Origin of the sequence: Chitinophaga sp., from assembly GCF_035538455.1 — a bacterium.
In the GTDB taxonomy this organism is placed as follows: domain Bacteria; phylum Bacteroidota; class Bacteroidia; order Chitinophagales; family Chitinophagaceae; genus Chitinophaga.
On record NZ_DATLKJ010000214.1, the window covers coordinates 1 to 19866 of the forward strand.

17 protein-coding genes are annotated in these 19866 nt (G+C 46.9%); 2 read left to right on the forward strand and 15 right to left on the reverse strand.

Features of this window, described 5'->3' with window-relative positions:
* Positions 1-44: 44 nt before the first annotated feature.
* The 11 genes from VM802_RS25605 to VM802_RS25655 all read right to left on the reverse strand — a co-directional run bounded on the left by VM802_RS25605 (position 45) and on the right by VM802_RS25655 (position 10656).
* Positions 45-650, reverse strand: a complete 606-nt coding sequence (locus tag VM802_RS25605) for a redoxin family protein (protein WP_325536059.1) — start codon at positions 648-650, stop codon at positions 45-47.
* 107 nt (positions 651-757) lie between these two features.
* Positions 758-1717, reverse strand: a complete 960-nt coding sequence (locus VM802_RS25610) for a YihY/virulence factor BrkB family protein (protein ID WP_325536061.1) — start codon at positions 1715-1717, stop codon at positions 758-760.
* A gap of 223 nt (positions 1718-1940) precedes the next feature.
* A complete protein-coding gene (mltG, locus tag VM802_RS25615; protein WP_325536063.1) occupies positions 1941-2984 on the reverse strand; it encodes an endolytic transglycosylase MltG in 1044 nt (347 codons plus the stop codon).
* Between the two features lie 72 nt (positions 2985-3056).
* The gene (secG, locus tag VM802_RS25620) at positions 3057-3401 is read right to left on the reverse strand and encodes a preprotein translocase subunit SecG (protein WP_325536065.1); all 345 of its coding nucleotides are present in this window, start codon (positions 3399-3401) and stop codon (positions 3057-3059) included.
* A 6-nt stretch (positions 3402-3407) separates the two neighbouring features.
* Positions 3408-4529 (reverse strand): DUF8458 domain-containing protein, encoded by a 1122-nt coding sequence (locus VM802_RS25625; protein ID WP_325536067.1) that lies wholly within the window; start codon positions 4527-4529, stop codon positions 3408-3410.
* Positions 4530-4557: 28 nt separating this feature from the next.
* Complete coding sequence (gene lptE, locus VM802_RS25630) at positions 4558-5079, reverse strand: LPS assembly lipoprotein LptE (protein ID WP_325536069.1); 522 nt, start codon at positions 5077-5079, stop codon at positions 4558-4560.
* Positions 5080-5103: 24 nt separating this feature from the next.
* Positions 5104-6357 (reverse strand): sigma-54 interaction domain-containing protein, encoded by a 1254-nt coding sequence (locus tag VM802_RS25635; RefSeq protein WP_325536071.1) that lies wholly within the window; start codon positions 6355-6357, stop codon positions 5104-5106.
* A gap of 60 nt (positions 6358-6417) precedes the next feature.
* On the reverse strand, positions 6418-7830 hold the full coding sequence (gene miaB, locus VM802_RS25640) for a tRNA (N6-isopentenyl adenosine(37)-C2)-methylthiotransferase MiaB (RefSeq protein ID WP_325536073.1): 1413 nt from the start codon (positions 7828-7830) through the stop codon (positions 6418-6420).
* A gap of 140 nt (positions 7831-7970) precedes the next feature.
* On the reverse strand, positions 7971-8480 hold the full coding sequence (locus VM802_RS25645; protein WP_325536075.1) for a hypothetical protein: 510 nt from the start codon (positions 8478-8480) through the stop codon (positions 7971-7973).
* Positions 8481-8503: 23 nt separating this feature from the next.
* On the reverse strand, positions 8504-9283 hold the full coding sequence (locus tag VM802_RS25650) for a (Fe-S)-binding protein (RefSeq protein WP_325536077.1): 780 nt from the start codon (positions 9281-9283) through the stop codon (positions 8504-8506).
* A 50-nt stretch (positions 9284-9333) separates the two neighbouring features.
* On the reverse strand, positions 9334-10656 hold the full coding sequence (locus tag VM802_RS25655; RefSeq protein ID WP_325536079.1) for a 4Fe-4S dicluster domain-containing protein: 1323 nt from the start codon (positions 10654-10656) through the stop codon (positions 9334-9336).
* Positions 10657-10783: 127 nt separating this feature from the next.
* On the opposite strand from VM802_RS25655, the gene VM802_RS25660 reads away from it, so the two are divergent.
* Positions 10784-11281 carry a phosphoribosyltransferase family protein gene (locus VM802_RS25660; RefSeq protein WP_325536081.1) on the forward strand — a complete coding sequence of 166 codons (498 nt, stop codon included), beginning with the start codon at positions 10784-10786 and terminating at the stop codon, positions 11279-11281.
* 5 nt (positions 11282-11286) lie between these two features.
* On the opposite strand, the gene VM802_RS25665 is transcribed toward VM802_RS25660, so the two are convergent.
* Positions 11287-12255 (reverse strand): DUF2279 domain-containing protein, encoded by a 969-nt coding sequence (locus tag VM802_RS25665; protein WP_325536083.1) that lies wholly within the window; start codon positions 12253-12255, stop codon positions 11287-11289.
* Positions 12256-12295: 40 nt separating this feature from the next.
* Positions 12296-14020, reverse strand: coding sequence for a phospho-sugar mutase (locus VM802_RS25670; RefSeq protein ID WP_325536085.1), 1725 nt, complete (start codon positions 14018-14020; stop codon positions 12296-12298).
* Positions 14021-14145: 125 nt separating this feature from the next.
* Between VM802_RS25670 and VM802_RS25675 the strand changes: the two genes are divergently transcribed.
* Entirely contained in the window at positions 14146-14799 is a 654-nt protein-coding gene (locus tag VM802_RS25675) for a protein-L-isoaspartate(D-aspartate) O-methyltransferase (RefSeq protein ID WP_325536087.1), read from the forward strand.
* A gap of 29 nt (positions 14800-14828) precedes the next feature.
* Here VM802_RS25675 and VM802_RS25680 read toward each other — a convergent pair whose 3' ends face one another.
* Both VM802_RS25680 and VM802_RS25685 read right to left on the reverse strand, forming a co-directional pair.
* Positions 14829-17270: a TonB-dependent receptor gene (locus VM802_RS25680; RefSeq protein WP_325536089.1), complete on the reverse strand. Its 2442-nt coding sequence runs from the start codon at positions 17268-17270 to the stop codon at positions 14829-14831.
* Between the two features lie 236 nt (positions 17271-17506).
* A partial coding sequence (locus VM802_RS25685) for a TonB-dependent receptor (protein ID WP_325536091.1) occupies positions 17507-19866 on the reverse strand: 2360 nt, incomplete at its 5' end.

Sequence of the window (19866 nt, forward strand, 5' to 3'; positions counted from 1 at the left end):
CATTTTTAAATATCTAAATACCTAAATAAAAAAATAAAAAAATATCAAAGGCTTCTTCTTATACTACATCCCGTATTGCTGGATGTGCTTACGGATACAGATTTCCCGCCTAGTATCTCATTGATGGCGTTCTGCAGGTAATGAATCTTCACTGCATCTGCGTTACCGGGATTATCGTCTACGGCTCCTTTATATACAAGACGACCGGTTTTGTCGAATAGGTAACATTCCGGGATGCGTTCTGCATCAAAGGCTGCAGCCAGTGCGGCTTTTTTGTCTATGATATAATGCCAGCTGAATTTCTGTTCGGCGGCATATGCTTTCATTGCAGCGAATGATTCGGTAGTAGTGCGTTCATCTTCATTGGAGTTGACCATGACTACCCCGATATTGTTTCTGTGTGCAAAGCTGCAAACCTGGTGCAGTCTTATCTGGTTACGCTGCATGTACGGACAATGATTGCCGGCAAATACAACGAGCAGGCCATTGTTACTTTTGATGCTGTTAAGTGAAACTTCTTTGCCGGAAACATCGGTCCATGTAGCATCTGGCAGAGGGATAGCAGCACCGGGCTCTATGGGCATACCTTTTTCGGGATGGTGGACGCTCAGGAATATTGCACAGGTTAAATAGAGAACGGACTTCATCATAATGATCGGATTTCTGGTCCTGTATATATAACGTGACAGTTTTAGAATAATTGCAAAAACCAGGTACCAGAAAGATAACCTAAAATATTATAAAATAAAAATATTTATCATGCGCTGGCCGGAGCCATCCTTTCTTCCTGGCGGGCGGCACTGAGGAGGCTGATGCTGGCATTCAGCTCAAAGCCTACCAGGAGGAGGAATGAATTGAAGAAGATCCAGAGCATCAGGATCAGGATTGTTCCGATGGAGCCGTATATCTTATTATAGTTGCCGAAGTGGTTAACGAACCAGGAGAAGCCTATGGTTACTACGATCATCCCGATAGTAGCTACCGTGGCGCCGGCAGTGATGAATTTCCATTTCTTTGTGGTAGCGGCACCGATGCGGTACAGCGCAGCATTGATAGAGTAGAAGAGCATAATGATCAGGATCCACCGTGCAATATCGATCACGTTACGCAGCCATTCGCTCCTGATGTCTATGATGTTGAAGAGCCAGCGTAGCGTGGCCCCTTGCGCAATCACCAGGGATACAGTAAGCAGCAGGAGGAATACCAGTATTACTGTCAGTTCCAGCGCAATGAGCCTGTTCTGCCACCATTTTCTTTTATGAAAGCCGGTACCTTCTATCTTACTGAACGAGCGGAGTATGCCCATCACGCCATTGGATGAATAGAAGAAGCCCATGAGAAAAGCTACTGACAATAGTCCGTTGCGGTGTGTGTAGAGGAAGTCGTGTATCATTTCCCGTACGATCATATAGGTGTTGTAATTGGGGGTAAGATCCTGCGCCAGGTCATAAAGTGTGGCTTCAATATCTCTTACGGGCACAAAGGGGACGAGGGTGAACAGGAAGATGAAAAAAGGCGGTATCGCCAGCAGGAAGTTGAAGGAAATTGCCCTGGCTCTGTCGCCAAGGCCCCTGCTTTTGGTTTCTTTCCCGAAAAATTTAAGTACATCATATAACGGCAGTCCCTTGAAGCCGGGGAGGATCAGTGTTTTACTCCTGTTGACCAGCCATCTGTAAGGACGTGAGCGAAAGATGATGTTTTCGGGTTTAAATACCATACTGTGATTAGGGTGATGTTTTATGATCGTGATGATCGAAGCGAATAATTGTATGAACTGTGATTTGTATGATTGGTTTGAATTTTCTGATGAGGAGATGTTTAAAAAGATTTTGTTGATGAGATATGTCAGTATAACATCTCATCAACAAAAGAAAAAATTACCGGGTCTCTTCACTAAAATCTACACAACATCAGGATTATCAAATGCATCATATAAAAAATCATAGTCCTCGTTTGTTCAGCTCCGCCTGGTATTTCTTCGCATTTACCAGGTGCTCTTCGTAGGTGGCTGCAAAGGCATGATAGCCTGAGAAGTCAGCTCTCGCGCAAAAATACAGATAATCTGTTTCCGGCGTATTGAGTACAGCATTCAGTGTTTTCTCCGAGGGGGTACAGATTGGGCCGGGAGGTAAGCCGCTATAACGGTAAGTGTTATACGGAGAATCGAACTGCGTGTGTCCTTCCCGGATTCTTTTCAGGGCGAAGTCCTGGAGCGCGAATTTCACAGTAGGATCAGCCTGAAGGCGCATGCCTTTGCGGTAACGGTTAAGATATACACTGGCAATGAATGGTTTTTCATCCAGTTTGTTGGATTCTTCATCCACAATGGAGGCCAGTACAGTTACCTGATTAGGGGTAAGTCCGAGTGCGCGGGCTTTTTCCTTGCGTTCATCTGTCCAGAATTCTTCTCTTTCCTTTTCCAGTTTTTTAAAGACATTTTCCGCGCTGGTGTTCCAGTAGAATTCGTAGGTATTGGGCACAACGGCACACATTACCATGTTGGTATCCAGGCCAAACTGGCGAAGATATACCTGATCCTGCATGAGTGCACGCAGGGCGGTGGAATCGGCTTCCAGGCTGGTGCTTACCTTTCTGATGAAATCGTCTTTAGTACGCAGTTTATTGATGACGAGCGTAACGGGGCTTTGTTTGCCGGAGCGCAACATTTTCACTATTTCGAAATTGCTCATGCCTCTGGCGATTTTGTATCTGCCAGCCTTTACGCGGGAAGGATAGTCGAGTTGTTGTGCCACCCAGTTGAAGCTGTTACGGTTGCGTACAATACCCTGATCTTCGAGGCCTTCCAGTACATTGGCATAGGTGCTGCCGGTGCGTACATAGAAATACCTGGAGTCACCAAATGCTTTGGTATTAGGGCCGAATACACGGTAAGATACGTATACCAGTGCGCCTGCAGCGAGGCAGGCGGCAATAACGAGACTGCGTTTTACCCAGATGGAAACAGGTTTGTGTTTTTTTGCCAACGGAGATGTATTGTTAATGTAAAAAACCTCGCTTTTAACGGCGAGGTTTTAATAAATATTATTCAGGAAAAATTATTTCTTATTAGGGGCTGGAGCCGGAGCTGGCAATTGTGCAGGCGCCTGCTGAGGTACAGGTTGGCCGCCAGAAGCTCTTTCAACGGCAGTTGGCGCAGTGTTAGCGGCTCTGGATGTTTTGCCGATAAAGAAAGGAGCGGTAAGGCACAGTACAGCAATCACTGCAGCCAGTATCCAGGTACCTTTTTCCAAAACGTCGGTTGTCTGGCGCACCCCGATCACCTGGTTACCGATACCTCCGAAAGAACCGGACAAGCCGCCTCCTTTGGGGTTTTGTATCAGTACAAAAAAGCCTAACAGCACACAGGCCAATATGATCAGGATACCGAAAATTATTAACATAGAATATTAATGTTTGTTTTTATCTTTTTGTGACTTTAGTTCTTGTATCTTTTGCGCAAAATAAGCGTTTTTGTCGGGATTAATCAAACTTAATTTTTGATATATCCTGATGGCATTTTCATACTGGTGCTGGCGTACCCAGATTTCGGCCAGTGTTTCAGAAACAATGTCATTGTTGAAGGTAATGGAATCCATCGCCATTTTTTCCACTGTTTCAGAGATTTCGGGCTCCTCATCTTCTTCATAGATGCGGTGCAATTGCTGGTGATACCAGTCTTTATTGGTTTTGCCGGCAAAATTGTCTTTGATTTGCCGTAACCAGGACGTAAAGCTTTTCATTTCTGCCATACCTTGTTCGTTTAGCTCGTCTGCTGCCCCGCCGGGGTCCTTCAGCCTTTTGTAGGCGAAGTAGTCGTCGGTATACAACGGTTGAAAGGTAAGGGTCATCTCTTCTTCAGGTATCGCCAAAGGGAATATTTTAATGGGTTGTTCCTCGTCGGACTTATTACCGGCGGGAGCCTCTTCTGTATCAGTTAAAGTTGTTGCGGGTGCAGGTAATTCTTCTGGCTCAGTGGCTGCAGTCAATATGGCTGCTGGTTCAGGAGCGATGGAAGCTGCATTTTCCGGTGTTGTTACTTCAGTCACGGTGGAAGCAGGGCTTTCCTCTTCCTTTGCTATGTCAGGCATGGGGGCTGAGATAGCTTCCTGCATTACTGCTTCGGCTATGGTGGAAGCGGGGATTTCCTCTTCTTCCGCCAGATCAGGCACATGGGCTACGGCATCATCCAGTATCACCGTTTCGGCTACAGCGGGGGCTGGAATGGCCTCTTTCAAAGCAAAAGCCGGCACTTCGGGAAGCGGTATGGGTATATCCACTACGGGGGAAGTTTCCGGGTTTCCGGCGGTTACCAGCTGATAAAAATGATGGTGCTGGTTGCTGTATAGCAATGCCTTTTTCACCGTGGCGTCGCGAAGATCTCCGTGTTCAAGATACTTTTTCTTTGCCAGCAGCAGGTGAGCGGCAGCAAAATAAGGGTGCTCTGTCAACAGCCGTTCTATCACTACATCATCTACCTGTTGCAGTTCCGGCTTGAGAAAGACATGCGCTGTTATCTTGTTTACGATCATATGCCGCTAATGTAATAAAAATTACGAATTACCAGTTGGCGAATGCCCGGTTAAAAATATCATCCACCATGCCAGGAATGATGTTTTCATCCAGCAGGCGGTTTTCTACGGCGCTTGGCAGCTGGTTGGCAGAGAAGTCTGCCGAGCGGGTGAACGACTGGCTAAAGCCTTTTTTATCGCCAATACGTTTGATGAACGTAATATTCACGGTTACATTAAGCCTGGAAGTGGCTGCCTGGTCTACGTTTGTAACAGCGGCGTTACTGAAGGAGTAACCGGTGATGGCTCCTCTGAATTCGTAATCGGCCTTGCTTTCATTTTCGTTTACCTGAGTGAGGCGGGTCTGGGCGGTAATTTTATCGCGCAGCTTCTGCGTCAGTTTTTGGCTTAATGTCGGGTTGTTGATGGGCGCACGGTTTTCAATAAACCTTACGTTAACGGTTTGGGCTCCCTGATCTATACTGGCGCCTGTGGCGGAATATTTTACGCTGCAGCCGCTCAGGAGGGCACAGATGGCAATGGTAAGCAATGCTCTGATGGATGTGATCATTGTCGGAAATATATTAAAATTCGTTTATTCGGCGATATTATATTCTTTCAGTTTACGATACAGTGTTCTTTCGGAGATGCCCAGGTCGAGAGCGGCGTCTTTACGTTTGCCTTTATGCTTCTTCAGTGCTTTTACAATCAGCTCTTTTTCTTTATCGGCAATGGAAAGCGTTTCTTCTACTTCCTCATGATGATCTATCTTATTGTCAGACAGAATGATCGGTTGTGGATTGGTAATAGTAGCGGGGGTTTGTACGGGCACATTCATCTCCGCAGGAGAAGGATAGCTGTGCAGTACGTGATTATCTGCCGGATGATATTCTGTGGGATGCGCCATATTGGGATTCTGCAGTATATCGAAGAACATTTTCTTCACCTCTGTCACATCTTTCTTCATATCAAAGAAAAGTTTGTAGAGGATATCCCTTTCACTGGCAAAATCGCTTGTAGTGCCGGCTTGCTGTGGTGCTGCCAGCATTGGGAGGCGGTTAACTTCCGGTAGTTCGGGGAGGAAGCGTTTCAGATCATTGGCGGTCACCAGTTTATCGGTGGACAGTACTGAGATCTGCTCTGCAATATTTTTAAGCTCACGCACATTACCCCGCCAGGGGTAGTTAACGAGCATATTGCGGGCTTCTTCATCCAGCTGGATGGAAGGAGTTTTATATTTTTCGGAGAAGTCTACAGAGAATTTGCGGAACAGCAGTGGAATATCTTCCTTGCGGTCGCGCAGTGCGGGTACGCGGATGGGTACTGTATTAAGACGGTAGTAGAGGTCTTCCCTGAACTTGCCCTGTTGTGTTCTTTCCAGCAGATCGCGGTTGGTGGCGGCAATTACACGGACATCTGTTTTCTGTACTTTGGAGGAGCCTACGCGGATATATTCGCCGGTTTCCAGTACGCGCAGCAGACGGGCCTGTGTGCCTAACGGCATTTCACCGATTTCGTCGAGGAAGATGGTACCGCCGTTCACGGTTTCGAAATATCCTTTGCGGTTGTCGACCGCTCCGGTGAAGGATCCTTTCTCATGTCCGAAAAGCTCCGAATCGATGGTGCCTTCCGGTATGGCGCCGCAGTTGACGGCAATGAAAGGGTTATGTTTACGCGCACTTAGTGCGTGAATGATCTGGGAAAAAACTTCTTTACCAACACCACTTTCGCCGTTGATCAATACTGTAAGGTCAGTATTAGCTACCTGGGCAGCTACCTGTAACGCATAATTCAGCGCCGGACTGTTTCCTATAATGCCAAACCTGTTTTTAATAGCCTGTATATCCATAAGTGGTCTAACCGTTTTATATGGTTTAAAATTACAGCGGCATTCCGGAATCTTTGCTCCTTATATGACCGCTTTTCCTATTAGTGTGCCGGATGTACAGTCTTCTACTTTTACCATGACATAGTCACCCTTCTTAAAGTTCTCTTTAGGAAATACGATAACCTTGTTCTGGTCGTTGCGGCCGAAGAGCTGCTCATCGGATTTTTTGGACCGGCCCTCTACAAGAACCTTGTAGGTTTTGCCGATCTCTTTTTTCATGCTTTCTTCAGAGTGCCGCCTGTGAAGGGCTACTACTTCTGAAAGGCGTCTTTTTTTCACTTCTTCCGGAATATCGTCCTGGTAGCGGCGTGCAGCCAGTGTACCGGGGCGTTCGGAGTAGAAGTACATATAAGCAAGATCATAGTGAGCAAACTCCATGATGTCAAGCGTTTCCTGGTGATCTTCTTCTGTTTCGGTACAGAATCCGCAGATAATATCTGTTGAAAGACCGCAATCGGGCAGTATTTCACGTATACGTGTTACTTTCTTTTTGTACCATTCACGGGTATAGGTACGGTTCATGAGTTGCAGTACACGATTGCTGCCGCTTTGTACGGGCAGGTGAATATAGTTGCAGATGTTCTCATATTTTATCATGATGAACAGTACCTCATCGGTAATATCTTTCGGGTGTGAAGTGCTGAAACGCACGCGCAGCAGGGGATCAATGAGCGCCACTTTTTCAAGCAGCTGTGCAAAGGTTACGGTTTCATCACCTGATTCATTGTTCCAGTAATAGGAGTCTACGTTCTGGCCCAGCAGGGTTACTTCGCGATAGCCTTTTTCGAAGAGTTCACGCGCTTCCCTCACGATGGAGTAGGCATCGCGGCTGCGTTCGCGGCCACGGGTGAATGGCACTACGCAGAAGGTGCACATGTTGTTGCAGCCCCGCATGATGGACACGAAAGATGTAACGCCGTTGTTGTCAAGGCGAACCGGGTTGATGTCGCCATAAGTTTCTTCACGGCTCAACAGCACGTTCACAGATTTCTGTCCGCCTTCAGCTTCTGCAATCAGAGAGGGGAGGCTGCGGTAGGCATCCGGACCTACCACCATATCTACCAGTTTCTCTTCTTCCAGCAATTTAGCTTTAAGGCGTTCAGCCATACAGCCCAGTACGCCTATCAGCATACCTGGCGTGTTCTTTTTTATGTGGCGAAACTCTGTTAAACGCTGGCGTACTGTCTGCTCTGCCTTTTCGCGGATAGAGCAGGTATTGATGAGGATCAGGCTTGCTTCTTCCACATTACGGGTGGGGCCATAACCTTCTTTATTAAGAATGGATGCAACGATTTCACTATCGTTGAAATTCATTGCGCATCCGTAGCTTTCTATGTAAAATTTTTTGCTATATGTCTGAGTATCAGGGGCCTGCGTAGCAAACGCTTCTCCCTGACGGCTTTCATCGTGTACTTTGGTAACCTCTTCCAGCATTCCTTACAAAAATTTTGGATGGCAAAAATAAGTAATTATATGGAAAAAATGACAGAATGGCAGCGGAACATCATTTAATAATAAAGCGCAGGAGAATCAACTTCTTCCTGCGCTTTATTATTAAATGACTGTAGAATATATCAGGTCTGCGCTCCCAGCTTCAATTTCGCTGCCAACCAGCTGTCCCTGAGGGGAACCAGCCATTTGGCGTCCAGTTCTGCTTTGGTCTGCACGGTATTGTTAAGATACAACGTATTTTCATCGATGTAGCCTTTTTCCAGTGCATAGGGCACCTGTGCCATGGGGAGCAACTGTACTTTGTCTTTTACAACGAAACCCAGCAGCAGGCGGTCAAACATATTAACCTCGTACTGTCTTTCTATGCTTTTGATGATCCTGACGGAACTGTCGGTGCTGCATCCGCTTACGGTTGTCTGTGTTTCGTCGGCAATGAGTACGATCACATGATTGAGTACTACGCCGCCCCATCCTTTAACGGGGGCGCCGTGTGCGTTCCACTGTGCTGTAAACTGGTGCAGCTGTTCGTTGATTTCCAGGATCTCCTGCTCGTTGAATGGCCTGTTGCTCTGGTATATCCATACCCTTGAAGAAGGTGAAAAGTCTCCAGGGAAATTTATCTGTTTGTTCATGGTGCAAATTTACGCATTTCGGATCATTTCATACCGGCGGCGATCAGCTCTGCAATATCCAGTACTTTCACGTTGTCTTCATGGCCGGTTTCCTTGACGCCATCCGTGAGCATAGTCATACAGAAGGGGCAGTTGGAGGCGATTACGGCAGCGCCGGTTGCTACTGCTTCATGGCCCCTGTCAAAGTTGATGCGCGTAGTGCCTTTCTCTTCTTCCTTAAACATTTGTGCTCCGCCGGCGCCGCAACACAGTCCTTTACTGCGACAACGCTTCATTTCCACTAACTCGGCATCGAGTACTTCCAACACTTTGCGGGGGGCTTCATATATATCATTGGCGCGGCCCAGGTAGCAGGAGTCGTGGTAAGTGATCTTTTTGCCTTTGAAGGTGCCGTTTTCCTGCATCTTTATCTTTCCTTCGTCAATAAGGGATTGCAGGAAAGTAGTGTGATGTATGACTTCATAGTTACCTCCCAGTTCCGGGTATTCGTTCTTGAGGGTATTGAAGCAGTGAGGACAGGCGGTTACGATTTTCTTAACGCCGTACATATTGAGTACCTGGATATTGTTCTGCGCCATCATCTGGAAGATGAACTCATTACCAGCTCTCCTGGCGGGGTCTCCTGTACAGCTTTCTTCCTTGCCGAGTATAGCGAACTGCACACCTACTTTTTCAAGGATGGTGGCGAATGCTTTGGTGATTTTTTGCGCACGCTGATCGAAGCTGCCCGCACATCCTACCCAAAACAGCACTTCAGGGGTTTCTCCGTTTGCGGCGTATTCTGCCATTGTTTTTACAGGCATCTGTAATAGGTTTTAAGTTTCAGCTGTATGCCAACAGCTGCTGATTAATTTTATCCGTTCATTTCAACGGCCCATTTATCGCGGTCATCCATGCTGAATTTCCAGGGGGCCATGTTGTTTTCGATATTGCTGAACATACCGGTCCATTCTGCTGGCGCACTGGATTCTTCCATTACCAGGTGACGGCGGAGTTGCAGAATAATATCGAGCGGACTGATACTTACGGGGCATTCCTGTACGCATGCGTTACAGGTAGTGCAGGCCCGCAGCTCTTCTTCAGAGATATAGTCGCGCAGCAGGGTTTTATTGTCATCTGTAAATGTGCCGTTGGTTTTGATGTTGCGGCCTACTTCTTCGAGGCGGTCGCGGGTATCCATCATGATTTTGCGCGGTGATAACAGCTTGCCGGTGATATTGGCGGGGCAGGAGGCGGAGCAACGCCCACACTCAGTGCAGCTGTATGCATCCAGGAGGTTTTTCCAGGTAAGGTCAAACACATCTTTAGCGCCGAATTTAGGCATGGCATCGGGTGCAGGTGCATTGGCGGCCAGTTCCGGCTGTAACATCAGCTGTACCTCATGTTGTACGGCAGGCATATTTTCCATCTCACCCGGAGGGTCCAGTCGTGCATAGTAGGCATTGGGAAATGCAAGTATGATATGCAGGTGTTTGGAATAGGGAAGATAGTTGAGGAATGCCAGCACGCCTGCAATATGGAGCCACCAGCAGGTGCGTTCTACTGCTACGAGTGCGCTGTCAGACAAGCCATTGAACATCGGTACGAAGCTGCCGGTGATCCAGAAGGAGCCGGTAGGCAGATAATGTTCCGAGCCACGCAACTGCAGTTGTTGATCTGCGGTGTTCATGGTAAGGAACAATAACATCAGCACTATTTCTGTGATCAGGATATAATTGGCATCAGAACGCGGCCATCCATCCAGATCTTTACTGGCAAAGCGTTTCAGTTTGATAATATTTCTGCGGATAAAGAAGATGGCGCATCCCAGTATTACCAGGGCGGCCAGTGCCTCAAATAATCCTATCAGTACAGGATAAAGACTTCCCAATACGGGAACGAATAAACGATGTGTGCCGAGAATCCCGTCGAGTATAATTTCAAGTATCTCCAGGTTTACAATGAGAAAACCTGCATACACAAAAAAGTGAAGGACTGCTACCAGGGGATTACGAAACATTTTCTTCTGGCCGAATGCCAGCAACAGTACGTTTTTCCAACGGCGGTTCGGGTGATCATTGAGGTCTTTGTCGCGGCCCAGCAGGATGTTTTTTCGTATCTGCTGTACTTTGCGGGAGAAAATATATACCGCAATGCCAAAGATGATGATGAATAATAACTCTTGTACAATTCGCATTATTTCAGATTTGACCTCCCTAATTTAGGGGATTTTTTTCACGCAGAAACGCAAAGCAGCAAAGCGGGGGGAAAATCTTTGCGCTTTTGCATCTCTGCATGCAACTAACTTTACTTGCTTTTGTGCCATGGAAAACAGGAACATTATTCTCACAAAGGATGTTATCCAAAAGAAAATAGAACGCATTGCGTATGAGATTTATGAACACAACAGCGATGGCACAGATATAATCCTGGCCGGCATCTGGGATAGAGGACTTATTGTTGCCCAGAAAATTGCTGCGGTACTGAAACAGATTTCTCCGCTCCGGATCAGTATCATAGAACTGCATCTGGATAAACAGCATCCTGGTGAGGTAAAAGTTTCTGAAGATGTAGACTTCAATGATAAAGTAGTAGTGGTGGTGGATGATGTAGCCAATTCAGGCCGCACGATGTTGTACGCCTTGAAGCCTCTGCTGGCTTATCTTCCGAAGAAAATACAAACAGCAGTACTGGTAGATCGCAGGCACAAATCTTTTCCGTTGTCAGTTGATTTTGTTGGCTATTCGCTGGCTACCACTATGCAGGATATGGTGTTGGTAGAAATGAATGGTGAAGAAATAGTATCTGCTTATTTTGAATAACCCGATCAGAAATATACTGCATGTAATTTCATATAGCCCTGAGAGTTGAGTTCCAGGGCAGGGGCAGGAAACTTCAGCATATTCAGCACCTGTAACATAACCCTCACGCCTTTCTTCTTTGTAGGTATCTTAGTAAAATCAACATCCGGCGAAAGATAGAACTGCCGGATACGTGGTATATTACTATAGTCGTGCCGGATGCCTTTACTGTCTTTCCAGGTATTATCATCTCCTCCGTACATATTATCTGCGCCGTAGCCCACAGCTATATTCAGCCATTTGGGAAGCCAGGTATTATGATTGAAAGAATAGATATTCACGGACAGCCAGTATGTCTGTCCGTTGTAGTCCTTTAAAGTCCTTTCCCAGTATGCATTTCCGAAGAGTTGGTCAGTTTTCTCCCTGATTACCGGATCGTCGTATTTACGTGGATGTGCAGAGAATTTGAGTTGAATCCGTTGTTCATTCCAGGCGAGTTCCTGGCTGATGAGCAATGCAGAACCCACTGCATTGGCAGCCATATCGCTCCAGGAAAATCCCCATTCTTTGGAGAAGCCGTCCAATACTTCCACTACAGACTGATAGGCTAACCCGCTCATGCCGCCGATCCAGATCTGTTGCTTGCGGGGAAGTCCTGACCAGCGCCATAGCTCACGGCTATACTTGCCTTCAAAGTAAGCGCTGAAAACATGACCTGCTTTATCCATCTGGTTCCATTCGCCGGCATCATTGAAGAAGTGGAAAGTACTTTTAGGGTAACCTTTGTACCAGGCGGTGTTCAATGCAACAAGGCTGGCGCCGTAAACAGCTGCTGTAGCACCGCTCAATACCCATATACGTTCTTTTATGGTGGTATCCGGGATTGAGAACAGGGGGACCTTGTGTTGCGCCTGTAGTGAACAGGTGAGCAGGAGCCATAGCATTGTCAGCCCGGCCCATCCCTTTGCAGGAATGCCGACCGGGCTGTTATGCAATACTGTATTATTGATGATTGTTAGTTTTATGGGTATCCACTTACAGTTTCAGATCTGCGATGATGCCTTTTATTTTTTCATCCAGTTCTGCCGTCACTTTATCAAACCCGGAGATGCTTGCCAGGGGAGCGTTTACGCTGAAGTAGAATTTGATCTTAGGTTCGGTGCCGGAAGGACGTGCAGATATTTTGCTACCATCTGCCAGTTCGAACTGTAATACGTTGGATTTGGGAAGATCAAGCGGATTGATGTCGCCGGAGTTGATATCTTTTATCTGTTGAAGCTGATAATCGTATACGGTCACTACAGGAGAACCATTGATGGAGGCTGGAGGGTTTTCCCTGTAACCGCGCATCATTTCGGCGATTTCTTCGGCGCCTTTCATGCCCTTACGGGTGATAGAAATCAGGTGTTCTTTGTAATATCCGTATTTTTCGTAGATAGCGATCAGCAGCTCATACAATGATTTGCCCTGGCTGCGCGCGTAGGCGGCCATTTCACAGATCATTGCCACAGAAGAGATGGCGTCTTTGTCGCGGATATTGTTACCTATCATATAACCATAGGATTCTTCGCCGCCGCAGATAAATGTTTCTTTCGGTTCTTTGCGACGGATCAGGTCTGCGATCCACTTGAAGCCGGTGAGTACATTATAGCAGGTGATATTGTTTTTAGCGGCAAATACATCGATCAGGTCGGAGGTTACCACTGTTTTGGCGATAAAGTCGTTAGGCTTTGCAAGTCCTTTGCGGCTGCGGCCTTCCACAATGTAATTGAACAGCAGTACGCCGGTCTGGTTACCATTCAGCAGTATCCATTCACCTTTGAGGTCTTTAACGGCGATGCCTACACGATCAGCATCGGGATCGGTGCCGAGGAGTATATCAGCATCCAGTTCTTTTGCTTTCTTCAGTGCGAGGCTCAGCGCTTCGGCTTCTTCCGGGTTGGGATATACCACGGTTGGGAAGTTACCATCAGGAGTGGCCTGTTCTTCCACAACATTCACATTGGTGAAGCCAAACCTTTTCAGGATTTCAGGAACCATGGTGATACCTGTACCATGAATAGGCGTATATACTATTTTAAGATCGTGTTGTTGTCTGTTGATATCGGGATTGATAGAAAGGCGCTGCAGTTCCTGGAGGTAGGCTTCATCCACTTCTTTACCTATTAGTGTAATGTTGGCCTCGCCGCCGCTCCATTTTACATCATCCGGGGAAAGTACATTTTCCACTTCACGGATCACGTTTTTGTCGTGAGGTGGTACCAGCTGTGCACCATCGTTCCAGTAAGCTTTGTAGCCATTGTATTCGCGCGGATTGTGTGAAGCGGTGAGTACAACGCCGCCATGGCACTTCAGGTAGCGGATGGCGAAAGAAAGCTCGGGCGTAGGACGCAGGCTTTCGAAAAGGTACACTTTAATGCCATTGGCTGCAAATACGTTGGCAGCTGTTTCGGCAAAAAAGCGGGAGTTATTGCGACTATCGTGCGCTATAGCTACTTTAACTTCGTCGTCTTTAAATGTCTCATTGAGATAGTTGGCGAACCCTTGGGTAGCCATACCAACAGTGTACTTATTCATGCGGTTGGTACCTACTCCCATCACTCCCCTGAGCCCACCGGTACCAAATTCGAGGTTACGGTAAAATGCATCATTCAGCTCATCGGGGTTGCCTTCCTGCATTTTCTTAAGCGCGGCCTTGGTTTCAGCGTCGAAATTACCATTCAGCCATTGAGTTACCTTGTTTTGAATATTTATATCCATAATCGTGATCATTTATGAGCTGTGGCGCTCAAATGGATTGTAAAGTAAAAATAAAAAAACGAATGTCCGAAATTCCGATGCAGCTAATTCATGGAAAATCGCCGGTATTGGTTAATTTTGCGGGTATGAGGCGGTATGAAGATACTTATAAGCAAAAAGGACTACGCAAACAACTGGTTGACAGTATCCGTCAGAAAGGCATAACCGATGAAAACGTACTGGCGGCAATCGGTAATATTCCCAGGCACTTTTTCCTTGACACGGCATTTGAGAGTATAGCCTATGATGACAGGGCCTTCCCCATTGGCGAAGGGCAAACCATTTCCCAGCCATATACTGTGGCTTATCAGTCGCAGCTGCTGGAAATAAAACCGTATGAAAAGGTGTTGGAAATAGGTACCGGTAGTGGTTATCAGGCCTGCGTACTGGCAGAGTTGAAAGCCAACGTGTTCACCATTGAGCGCCAGAAGAAGCTGTTTGACCAGATGAAGCAATTCCCTTTTAAATCGAAGTACCCCAATCTTCGCCTGTTTTACGGTGACGGCTATGAAGGATTATCTTCCTATGCGCCGTTTGATAAAGTATTGGTGACTGCCGCAGCACCGCATATCCCAGAGAAGTTGGTACAGCAGATGAAAATAGGCGGTAAAATGGTGATCCCCGTTGGTGGCCAGGAGGTGCAGCGTATGCTGCGCATCACCAAAGTAAGTGAAACAGAAACAGATCAGGAACTGTTCGATAACTTCTCCTTTGTGCCCATGCTGGCCGGTAAAAAATAATCGTACGCAGGTTGTGCGGGAACTTCCTGTTACAACCTGCCTCTCTCCTTTGGCTTTTCTTCCGGCTCTTCAGCTGGTTTCTCCTCTTCTTCCACACGTTTCTTCTTTTTAAACAGGTTGGGATCCATCTTACCAAAGCGGTAGCGTATATTCAGGCGGATAAAGCGTGTAGTGCGTTTGCGGTCGTAATCCTGTATGAATACCGGTGTTTCATAATGAGAGCTGAACTGTTGTGTGTTCAGCAGGTCGGAGATATTCAGTGCAATTACCAGGTTCCTGTTCTTCAGCAGTTCTTTCCGCATGCCGAGGTCAATCCCGTTCATTGCCTTAAAGGTACCCTGAGGCTGTATCCTGGGTGTTCTCAGATGACCGCTCAACTCAATGCTAAACCTGCCGGGTAAACGAAATTGCGTGTTGGCATTCAGGCCGACACTGAAGTTCTCATTGTTGATGGCTGCGCTGGAGAGCTTATTGTATTCCATATTAAGGTTAGCGCTGGCCTTCCACCATTTATAAAAATTAATGCTATAGGAGATATTAGCACCCATGTTCTGCTGTGTGGCAAGGTTCATGGGTTTGGTGGTAGTTACGCCTGTTACGGTATCCAGTGTACTGATTCGGTCTATATTATCATTAGTCTGCGCATAATATGCACTGGTGCTGAGATAATTATTGGTTTTGGGATAATATTCCGAATAACTCACCTCAAATTTATGAGAAAGTGCAGGTTTCAGTTCGGGGTTACCGGTGCGTATGTTCTGCGGATCGGAGTTGTTCACATAAGGCAGCAGCTGATCAAAGTTAGGCCTGTCTATCCTGGTAGAATAGTTGAACACGAGGCTTTGGTTCTGATTATGCGGCAGGTTATATTTCAGAAAAATGCTGGGAAACAGGTTGAAGAAGCGGTTGTCTACAGTTGTATCCCTGGTGAATGAATAGCCTTTGAGGTATGACTGCTCCGCTCTTACGCCCACCTGGTAGCCCAGATTACCTATAGCATTTGCGAAGTTGATATATCCTGCGTAAATGTCTTCTTCATAATCATATTTGTTCGATAAACGATCGCTCTTCACAAAATCCTGTTTATCCCAGTCGAACAGCATTGCCGTATAGTCGTTACTGATATGCCGCAGGGTGCTTTTTACACCGGCTTCGAGTTTACCTTTCTTACCTAATGGGGTGGAATAGTCTGACTGTATATTCCAGAAGCGGTTACCATTACGGCCGGTGTTGTGTTGCGTATTAGGGTGTGGTAAGGTATCCACTCCAGGTTTGCGGTATTGTGTGTTGTATTCACTGCCGCTGTTACTTTTATTGCCGCTGTAACTGATATAGGCGGTAAGTTCCTGGTTCGGTTTACTGAAAGTGTGCTTGTAATTCAGGCTGGTATTATTGTTATTGCTGCGGTTCCTGCTGTAGTTATCGCGACTGCCGTTGCGGATGGAATTGTTGTGCAGATCCTGGTAATCGAGCAGGATATGGTCTTCATTCCGGTTCTGGTTGTAGTTAAGGCCTTCAGCGATGGTGAAAGTATTGTGATCATCGAGGAAGTAATCGAAGCCAAAACGTGTGCCGTTATTGCCGTTGCGGTTGTTGTTATGACTGTTCTGGGAGAAGAAGGAAGTTTCGCTGCTGTCGGGCACGAGGTTACGGCGGTAGCTGAAGCCGCTGCCGCTGATGTCCTCGCGTCTGCCATTATAATTCCCGAAGAAGTTAAAGCGGCGCAGACGCAGGTTGGCATTGGCGCTTCCATTAAGCTGACCGCGGGTAGCTACGCCGGCGTTGAACATAATGTTGTAGCCAATGGCCTTGTCTTTTTTCAATACGATATTGATGATACCACCGCCGCCTTGTGCTTCAAACTTGGCGGAAGGGTTGGTGATCACTTCCACCCGGTCTATGCTTTCGGCAGGAATCATCTGCAGGGCTGTCTTTGCATCGCCAAAGGGAGAAGGTTTTCCATCCACGTAAATGGTAACGCTTTTACCACGAAGGGTGACATTATCATCGATGTCCACATCTACACTTGGGATGTTTTTTAGTATATCTGTTCCTGTGCCTCCTTCGGCATTGATCATATTGCCGGCATCAAACACCTGACGGTCTATCTGCATAGAGAATGCAGGCTTCTCCGCCTTTATTTCCACCGCATTGAGCAGGTTACCCGCTTTCTGCAGGCGCAGTGTGCCAGCCAATGTATTTTTACCATCCACCACCTTTACCGCTTTTTCCAGCTTTTCATAGCCCATGAAAGTTACGCGGATGACATAGATACCAGCGGGTTGGTTACTGAAGCTGAAGCCTCCGGCCGGCGTGGTATACATGCCGGTCACCATAGAAGAGTCTGCCTGCCGCAGTAGCACTACGGAAGCATATTCCACCGGTTTGCTGGTTACAGCATCCACTATTTTGCCTGATATCTTCCAGGCGCCGGCGGTTGTCGTTTGTGCGTTAGCGTTATACGCAGCCACAAACATGGATAAGAGAAGAAAAACGGCGCGCATCAACAATTATAGCATTATTAGCATTTTGGCTTTTCAGCGGCAGGTTTTCCTTACTGGCCGCTGAGGATCTGCAACTAAAGTAATAGCTGGATAGTTAAAGATTCACGAATTATGATGAATGGTACATTGCAAAAGATAGCCGGCAGTGCGCTTCCGCGCCACATACCGGCTCCTGGTACTTGCATTCACCCTCTTTCATAATATTAGAAAGTCTGCATTGGATCACCCATTTGCACATCATTATTATTGTTCTGTTGTTTTTTCTTTCTGAACAGCGATGTATCAAACTTTCCGAAGCGATAGCTGAAGTTGATCTTAAAGATGCGGGACTCACGCTTGCGGATATAATCCTGTTCAAACAATGGTGTGAGCTGATTCAGCTGATACTGCCGTGTATTAAAGATATCGGAAACACTGAGTGTAACAGACGCTGTCTTGTTTTTCAGGAAGTCTTTGCGGACGGCGAGGTCTACTGTGCTGAAGCCCTGGATCTTGCCTTGCGATGAAGAAGGGATCATCATAAAACCGCCACCACCGCCGCCACGTCCGCCGCCGCCGCCACCGGATTGAGGCAGCGCAATAGCAGGGGCCTGATAAGTGGCGCTCACCTGTACAGTGAAATTGGCCGGCAGCTTGGTTTCTGAGTTGATCTTGCCCAGCCAGCTGAAGCCGCTGTTGGTGAAATTTTGTCCGTTGGTATTCACCTTCATGTCTGTTTGAAACAGGTTCACGTTGGTGGTCACATCCCATCCTTTCAGTATCTGGTTTTTCATGGTGATCTCTGCTCCGTATGCGTTGCTTCTGTTGGCATTGATATACTGCGTCAGCAGTGTATCTGCACCTATAGGAGTGCTGATGGTGGAGATCAGATTGTTGGTATTGCGGAAGTATATGCTGGCCAGCAGATTGCTGTTGGCCCAGTTTTTAGCATATGAAAACTCCAGGCTGTTGGTGTACTCCGGCTTCAGGTTGGGATTACCTTCGCGCTGGTTTTGCGGATCACTGTAATCACGGTAGGGAATGAGCTGAAAGAAGTTTGGTCTGTTCACCCTGCGTGAATAGTTCAGTTGCAGTTCCTGGTCGTGTTTTAATTTCTGCGACAGGTAGACGCTTGGGAAGAAGCCAGGAGTAGCCTTTGTGGGCTTATAATGCACACCTTCATTTTCCCCTGCATAAACATACTGCTCTATACGGAGGCCAGCCTGGTAACCAAAGTTGCCAATCGTATTGGAGAAGTTGGCGTAACCTGCGTATATTTCTTCGTTGTATTTATAATTGTTGGATAAGATTGGGTTCAGAATGAAGTTGCCACTCACAGTATCTCTATCGAATACGTTGTAATTACTGGAATAATCGCGTAGCGTTACTTTTGCGCCGGCTTCCAGTTTTCCGTTCTTACCCACCGGGTTCACGTAATCTGTCTGTATCGTAATGAAAGTGGTTTTACCTGCCGATGCATTGTTCTGAACCAATGGCTGGCCGAAAGGCAGTCCTGTCAGACCTTTTGCCTGTGTGATATAATCTCCGTCGCGGCTGTTGGTGCTTCTGTTAAAGTTGAGATCCGCTGTCCATTCTTTGTTGGGTTTTGCATAGGTATGCTTGAAACTCAGTGCAGTGGTATAATTGCGGAAGGTGAACTTATTGTTGTTGATACGATCACTGAGGCTTGTTGTAGTTTTATCTTTATTGGCGAAGGTACTAAGGAGGTCTTCGTTATTTTTGAAATTGCCTGCCACAATGTTCTGCGACAATGAAATGGTGTTGCGGTTGTCGAGCGAATAATCTGCTCCGATGCGTCCGAACTGAAACAGCGGTTTACTGGTGCTGTTGCTATTCTGGAAGAGATAGTTGGTATCGCTCAGGCCAGCTTTGCCGAAGTTGGTGCGGGAGGTAGTGCCTTCTCCCCAGGAGCGGTTGGCGTTGATATTGTAGTTGGCGAATACGTTGAATTTGCCCTGTTTGACATTGATATTTCCACCGCCGTTATATTTTCCACCGGTACCTACGCCTGCCTGAACGGAGCCGTTGAAGCCGGCTTTCCTGTTTTTCTTCAGCACAATGTTGAGTATGCCCGACATACCTTCAGCATCATAACGGGCAGATGGATTGGTGATCAGTTCTACACTTTCTATGGCATCAGCAGGTATCTGGTCGAGTGTAAGCGTAGAAGGTTTTCCATCCACGAAGATGTTGGGGGTGGCGTTGCGCACGGTTACATTTCCGTCCAGGTCTACGTTTACAGCCGGTACATTTTTCAATACATCTGTTGCGGTACCGCCAACGCTGACGAGGTTTCTGTCAACGTTGAATACTTTTTTATCGATGCCCATGGTGAAAGCGCTTTTTTGTCCTGTCACTTCCACGCCTTGCAGTGTTTTTACATTGGGCTGCATTTTTATGTTGCCGAGATCCTGTTCCACTGTCTGTGGAGTGATCGTTATTTTCTTCTGCAGGCTTGTATATCCCATGAAGTTGATACGGATAATACAAGGGCCGAAAGGCAGGTTTTCGAGATTGAATTCTCCGTTGGTTTTGGATAACGTGCCGGTGATTACGCTCGAGT